The organism is Acinetobacter sp. YH12200 (genome assembly GCF_013418175.1).
Taxonomy (GTDB): Bacteria; Pseudomonadota; Gammaproteobacteria; order Pseudomonadales; family Moraxellaceae; genus Acinetobacter; species Acinetobacter pseudolwoffii.
In genome coordinates this window covers 24,958-39,766 of record NZ_VPCO01000002.1, presented here as the reverse complement: position 1 = coordinate 39,766, position 14,809 = coordinate 24,958, and the positions used below count along the sequence as shown (strand labels likewise).

13 protein-coding genes and 2 tRNA genes are annotated in these 14,809 nt (G+C 45.1%); 6 read left to right on the top strand and 9 right to left on the bottom strand.

Features of this window, described 5'->3' with window-relative positions:
* Positions 1-48: 48 nt before the first annotated feature.
* Entirely contained in the window at positions 49-1,131 is a 1,083-nt protein-coding gene (locus FTU90_RS01720; RefSeq protein ID WP_100534509.1) for a DNA/RNA non-specific endonuclease, read from the bottom strand.
* Positions 1,132-1,396: 265 nt separating this feature from the next.
* Between FTU90_RS01720 and FTU90_RS01715 the strand changes: the two genes are divergently transcribed.
* A complete protein-coding gene (locus tag FTU90_RS01715) occupies positions 1,397-1,975 on the top strand; it encodes a hypothetical protein (protein WP_005173169.1) in 579 nt (192 codons plus the stop codon).
* Between the two features lie 78 nt (positions 1,976-2,053).
* Here FTU90_RS01715 and FTU90_RS01710 read toward each other — a convergent pair whose 3' ends face one another.
* Complete coding sequence (locus FTU90_RS01710; RefSeq protein WP_005095159.1) at positions 2,054-3,934, bottom strand: potassium transporter Kup; 1,881 nt, start codon at positions 3,932-3,934, stop codon at positions 2,054-2,056.
* Between the two features lie 121 nt (positions 3,935-4,055).
* On the opposite strand from FTU90_RS01710, the gene FTU90_RS01705 reads away from it, so the two are divergent.
* The 3 genes from FTU90_RS01705 to FTU90_RS01695 all read left to right on the top strand — a co-directional run bounded on the left by FTU90_RS01705 (position 4,056) and on the right by FTU90_RS01695 (position 5,019).
* A tRNA-Ser gene (locus tag FTU90_RS01705) sits at positions 4,056-4,146 on the top strand.
* A 366-nt stretch (positions 4,147-4,512) separates the two neighbouring features.
* Positions 4,513-4,740, top strand: a complete 228-nt coding sequence (locus FTU90_RS01700; protein WP_005095157.1) for a hypothetical protein — start codon at positions 4,513-4,515, stop codon at positions 4,738-4,740.
* Positions 4,741-4,943: 203 nt separating this feature from the next.
* Positions 4,944-5,019: transfer RNA gene (locus tag FTU90_RS01695), tRNA-Thr, on the top strand.
* 89 nt (positions 5,020-5,108) lie between these two features.
* Here FTU90_RS01695 and FTU90_RS01690 read toward each other — a convergent pair.
* The 3 genes from FTU90_RS01690 to FTU90_RS01680 form a co-directional block, all read right to left on the bottom strand.
* Positions 5,109-5,957, bottom strand: a complete 849-nt coding sequence (locus FTU90_RS01690; protein WP_100356958.1) for a cyclopropane-fatty-acyl-phospholipid synthase family protein — start codon at positions 5,955-5,957, stop codon at positions 5,109-5,111.
* A gap of 3 nt (positions 5,958-5,960) precedes the next feature.
* Entirely contained in the window at positions 5,961-7,268 is a 1,308-nt protein-coding gene (locus FTU90_RS01685) for an FAD-dependent oxidoreductase (RefSeq protein WP_180071856.1), read from the bottom strand.
* A gap of 414 nt (positions 7,269-7,682) precedes the next feature.
* The gene (locus FTU90_RS01680) at positions 7,683-8,561 is read right to left on the bottom strand and encodes a pirin family protein (protein WP_005095152.1); all 879 of its coding nucleotides are present in this window, start codon (positions 8,559-8,561) and stop codon (positions 7,683-7,685) included.
* Between the two features lie 308 nt (positions 8,562-8,869).
* Between FTU90_RS01680 and ycaC the strand changes: the two genes are divergently transcribed.
* Both ycaC and FTU90_RS01670 read left to right on the top strand, forming a co-directional pair.
* The gene (gene ycaC, locus FTU90_RS01675; protein ID WP_074383893.1) at positions 8,870-9,496 is read left to right on the top strand and encodes an isochorismate family cysteine hydrolase YcaC; all 627 of its coding nucleotides are present in this window, start codon (positions 8,870-8,872) and stop codon (positions 9,494-9,496) included.
* 143 nt (positions 9,497-9,639) lie between these two features.
* Entirely contained in the window at positions 9,640-10,563 is a 924-nt protein-coding gene (locus FTU90_RS01670; protein ID WP_180071855.1) for a LysR substrate-binding domain-containing protein, read from the top strand.
* A gap of 81 nt (positions 10,564-10,644) precedes the next feature.
* Here the strand turns inward: FTU90_RS01670 and ahpC are convergent, their stop codons facing one another.
* The 4 genes from ahpC to FTU90_RS01650 all read right to left on the bottom strand — a co-directional run bounded on the left by ahpC (position 10,645) and on the right by FTU90_RS01650 (position 14,787).
* Positions 10,645-11,208: an alkyl hydroperoxide reductase subunit C gene (gene ahpC / locus FTU90_RS01665; protein ID WP_005173184.1), complete on the bottom strand. Its 564-nt coding sequence runs from the start codon at positions 11,206-11,208 to the stop codon at positions 10,645-10,647.
* A gap of 329 nt (positions 11,209-11,537) precedes the next feature.
* Entirely contained in the window at positions 11,538-12,128 is a 591-nt protein-coding gene (gene ssb, locus FTU90_RS01660) for a single-stranded DNA-binding protein (RefSeq protein WP_005095120.1), read from the bottom strand.
* Positions 12,129-12,179: 51 nt separating this feature from the next.
* Positions 12,180-13,544 carry an MFS transporter gene (locus tag FTU90_RS01655; RefSeq protein WP_180071854.1) on the bottom strand — a complete coding sequence of 455 codons (1,365 nt, stop codon included), beginning with the start codon at positions 13,542-13,544 and terminating at the stop codon, positions 12,180-12,182.
* Between the two features lie 154 nt (positions 13,545-13,698).
* Complete coding sequence (locus FTU90_RS01650) at positions 13,699-14,787, bottom strand: DUF475 domain-containing protein (RefSeq protein ID WP_180071853.1); 1,089 nt, start codon at positions 14,785-14,787, stop codon at positions 13,699-13,701.
* Between the last annotated feature and the right edge of the window lie 22 nt (positions 14,788-14,809).

Sequence of the window (14,809 nt, the reverse complement as noted above, 5' to 3'; positions counted from 1 at the left end):
ATAATGGGCGAGATCGATGCTACTCGAATCCCACTTTTTTCAGCAAGTTTATTTCAATAACTGCAAAATATATTGCAATAGCGCATCTATCAGCTGTTTTACAATCGTATTTTGGGTGTCGTTATCGATTGCACCACCAGTCGCTGAGGACGTCGAGGTATTTGAACCTGAAGATTTAAACTCACGTTGCAGTGCCTGCAAGTTTTCTTTAGAGACATCTTCCGCACACTGGCTTTCTGCATCCCAGTTAGAATATTCGATTTTCTGATTGGCTTTGACCGCCCTGGCCGTCAATGGCAAACGATAGGTATTGCGCTTCTGCTCTTCGGTCAATTGTGGAAACAGGTTAATTCCGAGCTGTTCTTCCAGATAACAGACACTAACAATACGCACTTTGAGCGAATTATCATTCGGCGCATAATAAGCACCAATCGCACCGGTTTTCGGCAGGTAAACTGCCTTATACACCGCCGTCGGTACAATCACGCCATTACCAATGGTTTTTAGTTTTTTCGCCGCAAATACCGGCCCGGTAACTACATAAACATCCTGCTTCTGTTTGGTTACAATGGCACGGGTCGCTTCTTCCAGTTCACGCCAGACCTGCTGATTGTTTTTCGGTGCTTGCGGCACCATATTGGCCAGTGAGAAACTGTCTGACTGTGCAGCCTTATTGGGCATATCCGCATTTGGCGCCATATGCCCGCGATCATAACCGGAACCACGATAATCCGCCAACGTCGCCCGATGCGCAGGTTTAACCTGGGTCTCTTCATGAAAATTATCTTGACGCGGAATTTTCTGGCTTAAGCGTGCCGGTGTGAGTGCTTCAGCCACCCAAAGTGGGGTTTTCGAAACACCGGAATAACCGACGTTAAAGCCATTAAAGCACAGTGAATAACTGTCTTTTTTCAGGCTGTCTTTCATCAGATACGGCGGAACATCACGATAAAACTGTGTCAGACAGGCGGAATCGGATGAAGATGGCAGAGACACCCATTGACTGATTTTTTCCTGACCAAAGGCGATGGCAAAACTACTCGAAGCCACCACACCCAGAATGACTTTAGTACTATTTTTACTTAAAAACTGAAAAAGAGAGTTCTTGGATTTACGCTGCTTCTTGGCCATTATTACACGTACTTTTTAGATCAATACCGATTTTTCCCGAGCTTAACAAGCTGTGTATATGAAGTATATCTTGACCCTGCCATTCGCTTAACAAATAAACAATAATAGCTTAAAAGCCACGAAAGCTGTAACAAACTGTCTATTTTTTATTTCATTTTAAATGAGGTTTCGCAGTCTTTGAGTAGCTTTGATTGGAGCTGCCGGATGAGTATGTAAAGCTAAGCGCCTATCCCAATTCGTACAATTATTAGCAGTGGTGTCAATCATGAATTCCAAACTCTCTAAAATATTAGGTTTAGGATTATTCACAAGTGTAATCAGCGCAGGCGCATTTGCCGAGCCACCGGTTCAACCGGGTGAAACACTTGAAAGCTTGTCTAAAGCTAAAATTAGTACCACGGTAAATGGTCAGGAAGGCTCTCTAGAAACTCTAGTCAACTCTGGTCAAATCCGCCTTGTCGATCCGCGTACAGCTGCGCCACAGCAACCAATGCCAAATACGCAGCCAGCGATGCCAAATGATCCAGCGATGATGCAGGCACCAGGTAATTCAGACATGGTTTCGCCACAACCTCCTGTGGCAGAACCGGGTATGAATCAATCAGACATGCCGGCCAATCTGGCTGAACCGGCCAACAGTACCGAAGTCGAAGCAACCACATCTATGGCTGCGCCAGAACAACAGCCTGTGCTTGAAGAGCAACAGCAAGCTGCTGTAGTTGAAGCCAATGCAATGAATGCACAAACTGAAATTGCAGCTCAAGCCGATGCAGAACCAGTGCTGATGGAGCAGCCTTTGAATGCTGCACCTGAAGTGCCGGCTGCCGTAGAACTTGAGCAATAATCCGAAGCTCAGTTATTTACTGTTTCTCCCATAAAAAACCAGAGTGTGTCTCTGGTTTTTTATGCTTTTTAATTTTATTTACATCTGAATCTGGGTGCCCAGCTCGACCACACGGTTGGGTGGAATCTGATAGAAATCACTGACCGGACTGGTATTGCGCTGCATGGAAATAAACAGTTTTTCCCGCCACGGTGCCATACCCTCACCCACAGTATGCATAATCCGTTCACGTGAAATAAAGAAACTGATCTGCATCAGATCATATTCAAAACCCCATTTTCGATAAGCCTGTTGTAAAGCTACTGGAATATTGGGCTGATCCTTAAAACCATAATAGATAAATACCCGATAAAAATGCTCACTCAATTGTTCCAGTTCAACCCGATCTTGCTTAGCTACAAAGGGAACATCACGGGTAATGACCGTGAGCATAATATTACGTTCATGCAAGACTTTGTTGTGCTTGATATTATGCAGCATGGCATGCGGGACAATATTTGGTGTACCCGTCAGGAAAATGGCCTCACCTGGCACATATTTGGTACCTTCCCCCATTGAGATACTTTTAATAAACAGATCAATCGGCAAGGCATCCTGTTCCAGACGCTTCAAAACCAAAGCACGTCCATCTTTCCAGGTCATCAAAATGGTAAACAGCACGGCGCCAATCAGAATCGGCACCCAGCCACCCGAGGTGATTTTTAAAGAAGTTGAGGCTACAAAGACCAAATCCAGAGCCAAAAATGGCACAGCAAACAATGCCACTTTCCAGACCGGCCAACGCCATAAACCATAAGCCAGAATCGAGATCAGAATAGTACCGCAGAGCATGGTCATGGTCACTGCAACACCATAAGCACTGGCCAGATTGGCACTATTTTCAAACAGTAAAATCAGGATCAAGACCGAAATAAACAGCAGCCAGTTAATAAAGGGCAGATAAATCTGGCCACGTTCGACTGCCGAGGTATGCTTGACCGATAGACGCGGCAAATAACGCAGTTGAATGGCCTGATTGACCATCGAAAATACCCCGGTAATCACCGCCTGCGAGGCAATGACCGCTGCAGCCGTGGCCAGTCCAATCATCGGGAATAAAGCCCATTCTGGCAGCAGCATATAGAAAGGATTGGCCAGCGCTTCTGGACTGCGCAACAACAATGCGCCCTGTCCGGCATAATTCAGCAATAAACAGGGCAAGACAATAATAAACCAGGCCAGACGAATTGGCAGACGACCGAAATGCCCCATATCGGCATAAATTGCTTCCCCTCCGGTCATGGTCAGAATCACCGCGCCCATGGTCAGGAAAGCCACGTAGGGCTGATCAACCACAAAGTGATATGCCCAGTACGGATTCACCATCCAGAGGACAGACGGGGTCTGGATAATGCTCCACAAACCAAAACCGCCAATGGACAGGAACCAGAGCATGGTTAAAGGCCCGAAAAATTTCCCCATGGTGGCTGTACCGTGACGCTGCACCATAAACAGCCCCGCCAGAATTCCAATCGATAGCGGTACCAGCCATTGATTGAAAATAGGTGTCGCAATACTCAAGCCTTCAATGGCAGACAGCACAGAAATTGCCGGAGTAATAATACCGTCACCAAAGAATAGCGATGCACCAATAAAACCCAAGGCAATCAGGAAAATTTTCTTTTGATCGGCAATTCGTGTGGTACGCAGATTTAATGCCAATAATGACATGATCCCGCCTTCGCCGTTGTTATCGGCACGCATGATGACCGTGACATATTTAAAGCTGATGGTGAGCATCATGCACCAGAAAATCAGCGACAGGATACCGAGTACAGAGGCCTCGCTAATGGCGAGATGTGCGGTGAGGAAGCATTGGCGCAGTGCATAGAGTGGACTGGTGCCAATATCTCCGAAAACGACCCCAAGCGCAGCCAGTGTAATCACCGGGAGAGCTGCTTTTTGTGCAGTGCTTTGCATATATTGTCTTCGTTTTTAACAAGCATTTTTGCGAATCATAGCACCACATTAAAAGTTTTTCTGCAAATCAATTGTTTCAGCTTGGCACAGCTGGTTTTTTTCGCTATTATCCTCGGCCTATGGTGAGGTGTCCGAGTGGCTGAAGGAGCACGCCTGGAAAGTGTGTAAACGTTTATAGCGTTTCGAGGGTTCGAATCCCTCTCTCACCGCCAGAATTTAAAAACCCGAATCACATGATTCGGGTTTTTTTATTGCCTGAAATTCAAATTCGCATCTGCTTAGAATCATTAAACAATCCATCACCACCATGATTAAAGTTACTATGACCTAAGGAATATGGCTGTTCTAAGACGATTATTCCACCATATTTAAATTTTTCTTAAGCTTCCGTGCTTTTCTAGGTTCAATTTAAAAACTGGCATAAAAATAGCTTAATTCTATTGTCATCAAAGCTATGTTATGGTGCCTACAGAGGTGCTAAGAGGAGAATAAAAACCATAAAATAGAAAGAAATACAGGATTGATCGAGCCATTTAAACTTAAAGCTAAATAGATACACTGCTATTCGGAGAGCGAACATGAATAACAGCGCAAACTATGCAAAACAGATCAAAAATGCAAAACGTGGCGGTTATACCCCAACCATTGCCAAAGACATCAATAAACATAAAATTCAAAAAGCTCTGAGACTCATCGAACAGTGGAGAAGCCTCGCTCAAGAACTCAAACCTCAAATGCAGTTTGATATGGCCTTTACTTTAGAGGAATGTGCACAAGAATTAGACCAGATCCTAAAAAAGCGATAATCCCTTTTAAGCGATTGACCCATACTAAACCCTGTACATTCACCCTCGCCCATATCTGCCTATATGGGCGTTTTCTTGATCTTTCGATAAAAGACAGTTTAGATAGAATGAACCGGAAAAACGGTAAATCGTACCAAAATAGCTTGAACGGTTATTTTTTGGCTTGCGTAGCGAATGAATTTCTGTAAAATGCACTCCACCATGCCGGCATAGCTCAGTTGGTAGAGCAACTGACTTGTAATCAGTAGGTCCACAGTTCGAATCCGTGTGCCGGCACCATATCTTAGCCTCGCTTTTTAGTGAGGCTTTGATGTTTCTGGGCTTGGTATTTTTCAAACTTGAATTTTTCGACGTTTTCTTACGCTGTTTTAGTCCTTCGATTGTGCCGTTACCTGCACATATCTCACGATCCCTTCCTGATATAATTTTTGGCATAGCTTTGCTGTCATTTGAATTTTAAAATGATCCAAGCCTGAGCCTTGAATATGATGACCGGCTTGTTTTGAATTCAAAGTTTTTTGTACATAATCCGCAAAGCCAGAAAATACCGGCTCGGATAGATCCTGAATCTGAATATTTTTAAATTCAAAACGATCCAGACACGCATACAGTGCACCAACAGACATTAATTCTTTTAAATTTATATCGGCAGATTTCAGTAACAGCTGATATTTACGCTTTTGAAATGAATTCAAATTTTGCCAACGTTCCGATAACACCAGATGATGAAAACCAATTCGTGCATTTGGCTTTAAAACACTGCTGATTTGTTGCAAAAGTAACGGAACCGGACTGTGATAAGCTGCATCCAGACACAGCACCACATCAAAACGCTGGGAAAATTGTAATTCGTTTAAACGCAGAAACGAGGCCTGATAGATGGCATTCAGTTCTGGCAGATGTTGCTGAATAGTGGCCACGCAAGCCGCTTGTACTTCGACACCGGCCAGATATTGCACTCGGTAGTGCTGTTGCCAGTGCAATAAACTTGCACCCTGACCACAGCCCAGATCCAGCAATTTATCTTTTGAATTCAAATTGACACTCTGCGCGAGCTGATCGGCCAGCGTGCGACAGGCAGCAACATAATCCTGCTGTCCTGCCTGCCAATAGCCCAAATTACTCCAGGGCAATTGCGCCTGATCCCCCAGCGCCGCTGCATGAATTGCATATTTATGCTGAGGAAAGCGCTGACGCAGTGCCTGAAGCCATTGCATCAATTAATAACCCAGTTGCGGAGCAACCTCGACCACAGGTTTTAAACCCTGAAACGGTAAAGGCGCACCGAAAATTTCCGCAATCTTCATCGCTGAGGTCACAGCCGATTCCAGAATGGGCAAACCGTCACATGACCATGAACCGCAGAAAAAGACTTTGCGATTGGCTTCCAGATGACGCTGCTGTAATTCCTTGTTCAGCGCCACGGTATTGGCATCGACCACCGCACGCGTCAGCATGACCGAGGTAATCACCTTTTTCGGGTCAATCTCGGTCACCGGACGCCAGGTCTGGAACACTGCCGACTTGCCGACCAGAGAAGGTTCAATCGAGTTGAGCCACACTGTAAATTGCTGACGGGTAAACTTACGATCCATCATATAGCTAAGCACGGCCCAGTCTTTACGTTTTGGCGGCATCACGCTGGAGTCGGTATGAATCACCAGTTCGCCCTGTTCGAATTTGAATTTCTTCAATAATTCAATTTCGCTGGCAAACTGGGTTGGATCCAGGAATTGCTCAATTTTAGTGGTTGGCGTCGCGACAATGACCCGGTCAAACAGTTTTGAATAACCGGCCGCATTTTCAACTTTGACCTGATCGCCCTGCTCTTGAACCAGTGTAATCGCTGAACCATCTTCAATATGAATACCTTCCACCAGTTTGTCGACCAGCGCCGGTGTTCCGCCTTGCAAGCGTAGTAAGGCATCGCCATCAGTCAATTGACGCAGGAAAATCAATAAAGGTTTCGCCGGCCATTCACCAATGGTTTTCGGATTGCAGGTACAAATGGTATACAGTACCGGCATTACGGCGCCATGCCAGAACACTTCTTCAATCTCGTTACGATTGATAAATTCTGCCAGGCTGATGTCCTGATTTTTCGACTTAAAAAATTTGGTTAATGCCACTTTGAGCTGCAACAGGCCCTTGACCAGACGCCAGCCGTACTGCTGCAAGCCTTTACGGTTATTGATAATTGGAATATTGCCGATACGGCTACGCGATGTGGTCAGCCAGGTTTCAGTTTTATCTTCAAATAACCAGCTGCAGGCCATATAGGTACGCACCGGATAAGTTTTAATGCCCAGATGCGTGGCCAGACTCAGGGTATTTTTCCACAGATAAGGATTCATCACACGTAAAGGTGCATCAATCAGCCCCTCTTCAAATTCAAGGCTATGACTGTCCATGCCACGACCTGGAAGTGCTTCAAAAATCGTGATGTGATGTCCTGCATCCTGGAGAATTCTGGCTGTTGCCAGTCCGGCCATGCCACTACCAATTACTGCGATATCCAAACTGATCATCCATCATTGAAAAACTACAGAAATTATGTACCATGCGCCAATCAAACAGGTTATTAAAATCTTCCAGAATATATGTTTTTCGTAAAGGCAATTGGACGGGATAAAATCTGCTTTTCACTATTTTTTTGAACAGGTTACAAAATTCACCAAACTCAGGATTTTATTCATATTTTTTCCATATAACCAGAAAAATCACTTTAAAAACAAACATCTTAATTAACCATTTTTATAACCTTTGGTTGACAAACGCCCTTGAAAAACCTATGATTCACAGCATAATAAGACCATAAACCCATCAGATTCCACCAAGATGAGTTTATGCGTAAATTATTTAAAACGACAAGAAACTACAGCGCCTTATAAAATAAAAGCCTCTGCGAAAGCAGAGGCTTCTTTGTTTAACCGCTCGGTGTACTATTCAGCCTGCACCGCAATTTCACCAAATTTACCCTGATTAAACTCTTGAAATGCCTGCATAATTTCTTCCTTGCTGTTCATTACAAACGGGCCATAACCTTGAATGGGCTCATTGAGTGGCTCGCCTGTCAGTAACACAAACTGGGTATCCTGATAGGCTTGCAACTGAATCGCCGGATCTCCATCACGGGCAAACATTATAATTGAGCTGTCCAGGACTTTCTGGCTCGCATTGACCACCAGCTCACCCTTCAGCACGACTAACAGTGCATTATGCCCGGCAGGGATATGTAATGTGGTTTCATATTCCGCTTTCAGTTCACCATCCCAGACATTGATCGGACTAAAAGTATGAGCAGGACCTTGATGACCAGCAAACTCACCTGCAATCACCCGGATATGCCCCGCCTCTTCATCCATTTCAATCCGCGGAATAGCTGCCGCAGTGATCGCCTGATAACGTGGTGTGGTCATCTTGTCTTTGGCCGGCAGATTGACCCAGAGCTGTACCATTTCAAAGAGACCGCCATGTTTGGCAAAATCTGGAGAATGAAATTCTTCATGGACTACACCTGAGCCTGCGGTCATCCACTGCACATCACCTGCCTGAATCGTGCCGCCACCGCCACTTGAATCTTGATGCGTCACTGCCCCCTGATAGGCTAACGTCACTGTTTCAAAACCGCGATGTGGATGTGAACCCACGCCATGTTGTACAGTCGTCGGATCAAAATGATAGGGCGCAGCATAATCCAGCAACAAAAACGGACTGATCGCCTGACCTAAACGGTCATAGGAAAACAGATTTTTGACCGGAAAGCCATCACCGACCCAATGCATGTTTTGATTACGGTAAACACCAATTACTTTTTTCATCTTTTAACTCCTATTACGATAGGATGAACATGCAGCCATTTTATGCCGGGCCAAGATACGCTGATAGTCCTAAGCTGGAATACAGTATCTTATATATAAGACAATCTCTGCTTTAACTTCCCGAATTCAACACAAACAAACTAAAATTTTGGTCTAAATTTTTAATTATCCTATTTTTAAGATTATTTATCCCAGAATTTGGGCTTATTTTGTCCTGTTTTTAGCTCTAATATAAAAATCACCACGTCCCGGAACAGCCTGGGTTTGATCCAAGACGGGATGCTAATTTTATAGAGAGGAACAGAGAAATGGCAAAACCTTATGTACGTTTAGACAAAGACAATGCAGCCGTATTACTTGTAGACCATCAGACTGGTTTGTTGTCACTGGTTCGTGATATTGACCCAGATAAATTCAAAAATAATGTATTGGCGCTTGCGGCAGCAGCAAAATATTTCAATTTACCGACCATTTTGACCACCAGCTTCGAACAAGGCCCAAATGGTCCGTTGGTTCCTGAGCTGAAAGAGCTATTCCCGGACGCACCTTATATTGCTCGTCCAGGGCAAATTAATGCCTGGGATAATGAAGATTTTGTTAAAGCGGTAAAAGCCACGGGCAAAAAACAGTTGATCATTGCTGGCGTGGTGACTGAAGTATGTGTCGCCTTCCCGGCGCTGTCTGCACTTGAAGAAGAATTTGACGTATTCATCGTGACAGATGCATCTGGTACCTTTAATCACCTGACACGTGATGCTGCATGGAACCGCATGTCACAGGCTGGTGCACAGCTGATGACCTGGTTTGGTCTGGCTTGTGAACTGCACCGTGACTGGCGTAATGATATCGAAGGTCTCGGCAGCCTGTTCAGCAATCATATTCCTGACTACCGCAACCTGATGAATAGCTATAACCAGAATACTGCCCAAAAATAAACCATACACATCTCTAAAATAAGCGGCCTTCGGGTCGCTTTTCGTTGGAACAATTAAATTAATCTGGCTTGGAAACAGTTTAGCCTGGCCCGGATTTCCCCTATGATGGGCATTGTATGAACGCAGGGCGATTGAGGTGAAAGGTGCATTCTTTTGATGATTATTATTATTTTTATCTGGTGGTCAAGCATGGCGGCTTTAGTGCAGCCAGTGACATCTCCGGAATCACCAAGTCCAAACTCAGCCGACGTATTTTAGAGCTGGAAGCCCGTTTCAATGTCACCCTGATTCAACGCTCAACCCGATATTTTAAGGTGACCTCACTGGGCCAGGAATTTTTTGAGGAATGCGAAAAGCTGATTCAACAGGTGGAATGTGCCCGTAATGTCTTGCTCAAGCAGAAAAGTGAACCACAAGGCCTGGTCAAGCTGAGTTGTCCTTCGGTGATGATGCGCTACCAGATCCGCAGCCTGCTGAATGAATTCCTCAAGACTTATCCCAAGGTTCAGGTAGAAATGGAAATTACCAGCCGGCGTGTCGATGTGCTGCACGATGAGATTGACCTGGCGATCCGCACCAACTTTGAAGCCAATGAAGATTCCAGCATTGTCGTTCGCGATGTGATTAAAACCACGCATTGTCTGGTTGCCAGTCCGGAGCTGTTGCAAGGCTGTTCGATACATTACCCCACTGAGATCAATGACTTTCCGACCATCGTTTTAGGCACGCAGAAAAACCACTATCAATGGCATCTGCATCGTATCGACAGTCATGAACAGATGGATATCCCCCTAGAACCCCGCATCAAAAGCAATGATCTGGCCGGCGTATACTATTCTGCCCTGGATGGCCTGGGTATTGCCGATCTACCCTTGTTAACCGTGGAAGCAGATCTCAAAGCTGGTCGCCTGATCCATCTGCTGCCAGACTGGTGTTCCAATATGGGAACCGTACAACTGATCTATGCCTCACGCAAAGGTCAGCGTCTGGTGATGGAAAAACTGATTGAGCATCTGGTCGAGGGCTTACGTGCCCGGGCAGAAGGCCATCAGGGCTATACCATTTGAATTGCGCTTTCATGTTGAGCAGCCAATAAAAAAATCCAGCACTGAGTGCTGGATTTTTTGCTTCGAAAGTAAGTTAGCGAATTAGATTTTACCCACTAAGTCAATTGAAGGAGCAAGAGTCGCTTCGCCTTCTTTCCATTTCGCAGGACATACTTCACCTGGGTGAGCGTGTACATATTGCGCTGCTTTCACTTTGCGAAGCAGTTCAGCTGCATCACGACCAATACCACCGGCATTGATTTCAACGATCTGGATTTTACCTTCTGGATCGATCACGAAAGTACCACGATCTGCCAGACCTTCAGCTTCAATCAATACTTCAAAGTTTTTCGCCAAAGTCCAGGTTGGGTCGCCGATCATTGGGTACTGGATTTTACCAATTACGTCAGAGGTATCGTGCCAAGCTTTATGGGTGAAGTGCGTATCGGTTGATACACCATAAATTTCTACGCCCATTTTCTGGAATTCAGTATATTGATCAGCAAGATCGCCTAATTCAGTTGGACAAACAAAAGTAAAGTCAGCAGGATAGAAGAATACAACCGACCATTTACCTTTCATGTCCTGCTCGGACACTTCCACAAATTGACCCTTGTGGTAAGCAGTGGCGTTGAATGGTTTGATTTCAGTATTGATTAAACTCATGAGACCTTTCCTCGTATATTGGTGAGATTGTTCATTCGATGAAGATAGAATACGAAAATTTTTTAAATAGGTAAAACCGTAAGTTTTTATAAAAATAATCGCTTTTTTAGATTTAAGATTTCTATGAGAATTACTGATCTGATTGATTTGCTCAATATGGAGCCTAGAATTTTGAACATAAGCCGAGCAGTTGAAATATAATTTTTTGCAACTTAGATTAGCAATCATAAAGCTCTGAGCTCTATCAAAACTAAACAAAGCAAATTCAAGACATAAAAAACCCACCGGATTCAGGTGGGTCTTGGATGAAGATTTACCGTTCTGATAAGTTAAAACGGAAGATCATCATCTAAATCAGCTGCAGGCGCTGCTGTTGGTGCAGGTGCAGATTTCGGTGCAAAACCACTCGGGTTATTGTTGCCATAACCGCCACCCTGATTGTTGTTGAAACCGCCTTGCTGCGGCGCTGAACCATAACCCGACTGCGGATTATTGCCGTAACCGCCACTTTGGTTGTTACTCGCCTGATTATTGTTATTAAAACGTGGCTGGTTAAAACTGTTGTCGCCCTGCTCGCCTTGTGAACGATTCGAGTCCAGCATCTGCATTTGATCACCACGGATTTCCGTTGTATAGCGCTCCTGACCATTTTGATCAGTCCACTGACGGGTACGTAATGAACCTTCAATATATACTTTAGAACCTTTACGCAGATATTGCTGCGCAATTTCGCCTAAACGGTTATGCAACACGATACGGTGCCATTCCGTTTGTTCTTTACGTTCACCGGTACTTTTATCTGTCCACGAATCGCTAGTGGCGATCGAAAATTGAGTGAGAGAACCACCATTTGCAAAAGTTTTGGTTTCCGGATCTTTACCCAAAGTACCCACTAAAATGACTTTATTTACACCACGCATTTGCTGTTTACTTCCTATATATTTCTGTATTTTACTTTATAAGAGTTATGCTTAAATGGCTACCTCTTTACCTAACAAGTGCGTTAATTGTTGTCGCGAAGCATCATCAATCTGCTGTTTATCGACTTTTATATAGGCAACTTGCTGTTCAGCCATCACCACGACTTCTTCAATACCACGAATCGCCAAAAGCTGAGAAGTCCATTCGTCAGTTTGTCTGCTTTCCGGCAAACGCAGCACCAGTGATGAAAGATAGCGTGGCTGAGCTAGCCCGAAACTCATCAGCAGCCAAACAATCGCAATCCCGGTCAGGATACTCCAGCCCATCGAGGTATTATTGAGCAGCAACAATTGACCACCGATCATTCCCCCAAAGAAGGCACCCAAAAACTGGCTGCTGGCATTCACGCCCATTGCCGTCGCTTTAGACTGGATTGGCGCAGCTTTAGACAGCCAGGAAGGCAATAAGGCCTCCATCACATTAAAGGCAATAAAGAACAGACCCAGGCCAATGAGCAAGATATATTTGGATTCAAAACCAAAGACCATCACCATTAAACCCAGAATAATACCGCCAATCGCCACCAGAAAAATCGCGCGCATTTTGTGGTATTTTTCTGCCAGAATAATACTCGGAAAAGCAAAGAACAGACTTAGCACCAACAGGGGTAAATAGACCAAGCCATGACTGGAAAGCGGCAGATCTGCAAACTCGATCAGCTGCGAAGGCACATAAATAAACATGGCTGTGAGCAATAAATGCAGGGTAAACACAGATACATGCAGACGATTCAGATCGCCAATCTGGAGCACCTGTTTCAGTTGGGTCAGATAACCCTGTTGAAAGTTTTTATGATGGCGCGTGACTTTAGGCACCATAAACAGCATGGCAATGGCAGCCAATCCCATCACCGTGGTGACCCAGAATAATCCCGAAATGCCAACCAGACCTGTCAGCCAAGGCCCGAGACTAAATGCCACCACAAAAGACAGACCAATACTCATGCCCATGATTGCCATGGCTTTCATGCGGTTTTCTTCACGCGTGACATCGGCCAGTAAGGCCATGACGACAGCGGATACTGCGCCACCACCGGCAATGGCACGACCGATAATCACGCCATAAATGCTGTCAGACATGGCTGCAATCGCACCACCCAAGGCAAACAGCAGCAGTCCTAAAACAATCAAAGGCTTACGGCTGTAGCGGTCTGCAATCAGGCTAAATGGTATCTGTAATAAGGCCTGAGTCAAACCATAGACCCCGACCGCCAAACCGATCAGTGCAGGCGTTGCACCGTCATAGGCCTGCCCTGCCACAGAAAACACCGGGATAATCATAAACAACCCCAACATGCGCAGTGCAAAAATACTGCTCAGGGCAAAGGTTGAACGACGTTCTAAAGCATTCATCATAAATTATGGCGATTGGGTTAATTAATCTGGAGCCCAGATTATAGGACATTCAGCTCATGAAGAAGACATGAATTTTATTTGAAATAAAGATGATGCTGATCTAAAAATAAAAAAAGCGCAGCCGGAGCTACGCTTTTCATTCAGGGACAGCGCTTTATTTGTCTAAAGCCGCCTGACGTTTTTTGTATTGAATCGAGGCGAATACTGCCCAGACAATAAAGGCTACACCGATCAGACCGGTCACCACTTCTGGTACATGCACGCCAGTCCCGCTGGCAATCATGATAAAGGCCAGTGCACCGATGGCATAATGCGCGCCATGTTCCAGGTAGATATAAGCATCCAATGTGCCCTGCTCAACCAGATAGATGGTCATTGAACGGACAAAGATCGCACCAATCGCCAGACCGAGCATGATGATAACCACGTCTGAGGTAATCGCAAAGGCACCGATCACGCCATCAAAACTGAACGAGGCATCCAGGACTTCTAAATAGAGGAAACCACCAATACCGGCTTTCACTACACCGGTCGGTACGCCATTTTCATCATGACGAATCGCATTACCTTCTTCATCGACTTCCGGTTCACCACCGAGCATATGACTCAGAACCTGTACACCGATATAAATCACGATGCCCCAGATCCCGGCCATAGTCACTGCCAGACGCTTGGCTTCATCGACATTGGCTGCCATGATTAACAAGGCCACCAGTGCGATAAACACCGACATTGCCGGCACATTAGCCAGATTAGACAGACGGCGTTCTAGCCGTCTGAACCAGTGCGTGTCTTTTTCTTCATCCAGGAAGAAGTTCAGGAATACCATCAACAGGAAAGCACCACCAAAAGCAGCAATCTCAGGATGATGTGCCATTAAACGTGCTGAATATTCTTTCGGATCATTCAGGGCCAGACGTACTACTTCCATAAAGCCTAGGTCTGCAGTCACTGCAACAATGACCACCGGGAAGATCAAACGCATCCCGAAAACTGCAATCAGAATACCGACTGTCAGGAACAGCATTTTCCAGAAATGATCCCAACCCCGTAGGACTGAGGCATTAACAACCGCGTTATCAAAGGACAACGACACTTCCATAATCGCTAAGATAGCGGTGATGGTTAGCGCTGTGAGCATGGTTTGCAGGCCTGCTTCAGGACCATGGGTATAACCCCAATACGCAGACAAACCAAGACACACGATCGAAAATGCAATCGAGAAACCAAAATGTTTCAACATACACAACGACCTTGGATAAATT

What these genes read in the sequence shown, in the direction of transcription:
- FTU90_RS01715 (WP_005173169.1), top strand. Translation starts at nt 1,397, where the DNA reads ATGAATTCCAAACTCTCTAAAATATTAGGTTTAGGATTATTCACAAGT.
- ahpC (WP_005173184.1), bottom strand. Translation starts at nt 11,208, where the DNA reads ATGAGTTTAATCAATACTGAAATCAAACCATTCAACGCCACTGCTTAC.
- FTU90_RS01650 (WP_180071853.1), bottom strand. Translation starts at nt 14,787, where the DNA reads ATGTTGAAACATTTTGGTTTCTCGATTGCATTTTCGATCGTGTGTCTT.
- FTU90_RS01690 (WP_100356958.1), bottom strand. Translation starts at nt 5,957, where the DNA reads ATGCAATGGCTTCAGGCACTGCGTCAGCGCTTTCCTCAGCATAAATAT.
- ycaC (WP_074383893.1), top strand. Translation starts at nt 8,870, where the DNA reads ATGGCAAAACCTTATGTACGTTTAGACAAAGACAATGCAGCCGTATTA.
- ssb (WP_005095120.1), bottom strand. Translation starts at nt 12,128, where the DNA reads ATGCGTGGTGTAAATAAAGTCATTTTAGTGGGTACTTTGGGTAAAGAT.
- FTU90_RS01655 (WP_180071854.1), bottom strand. Translation starts at nt 13,544, where the DNA reads ATGATGAATGCTTTAGAACGTCGTTCAACCTTTGCCCTGAGCAGTATT.
- FTU90_RS01700 (WP_005095157.1), top strand. Translation starts at nt 4,513, where the DNA reads ATGAATAACAGCGCAAACTATGCAAAACAGATCAAAAATGCAAAACGT.
- FTU90_RS01710 (WP_005095159.1), bottom strand. Translation starts at nt 3,934, where the DNA reads ATGCAAAGCACTGCACAAAAAGCAGCTCTCCCGGTGATTACACTGGCT.
- FTU90_RS01720 (WP_100534509.1), bottom strand. Translation starts at nt 1,131, where the DNA reads ATGGCCAAGAAGCAGCGTAAATCCAAGAACTCTCTTTTTCAGTTTTTA.
- FTU90_RS01680 (WP_005095152.1), bottom strand. Translation starts at nt 8,561, where the DNA reads ATGAAAAAAGTAATTGGTGTTTACCGTAATCAAAACATGCATTGGGTC.
- FTU90_RS01685 (WP_180071856.1), bottom strand. Translation starts at nt 7,268, where the DNA reads ATGATCAGTTTGGATATCGCAGTAATTGGTAGTGGCATGGCCGGACTG.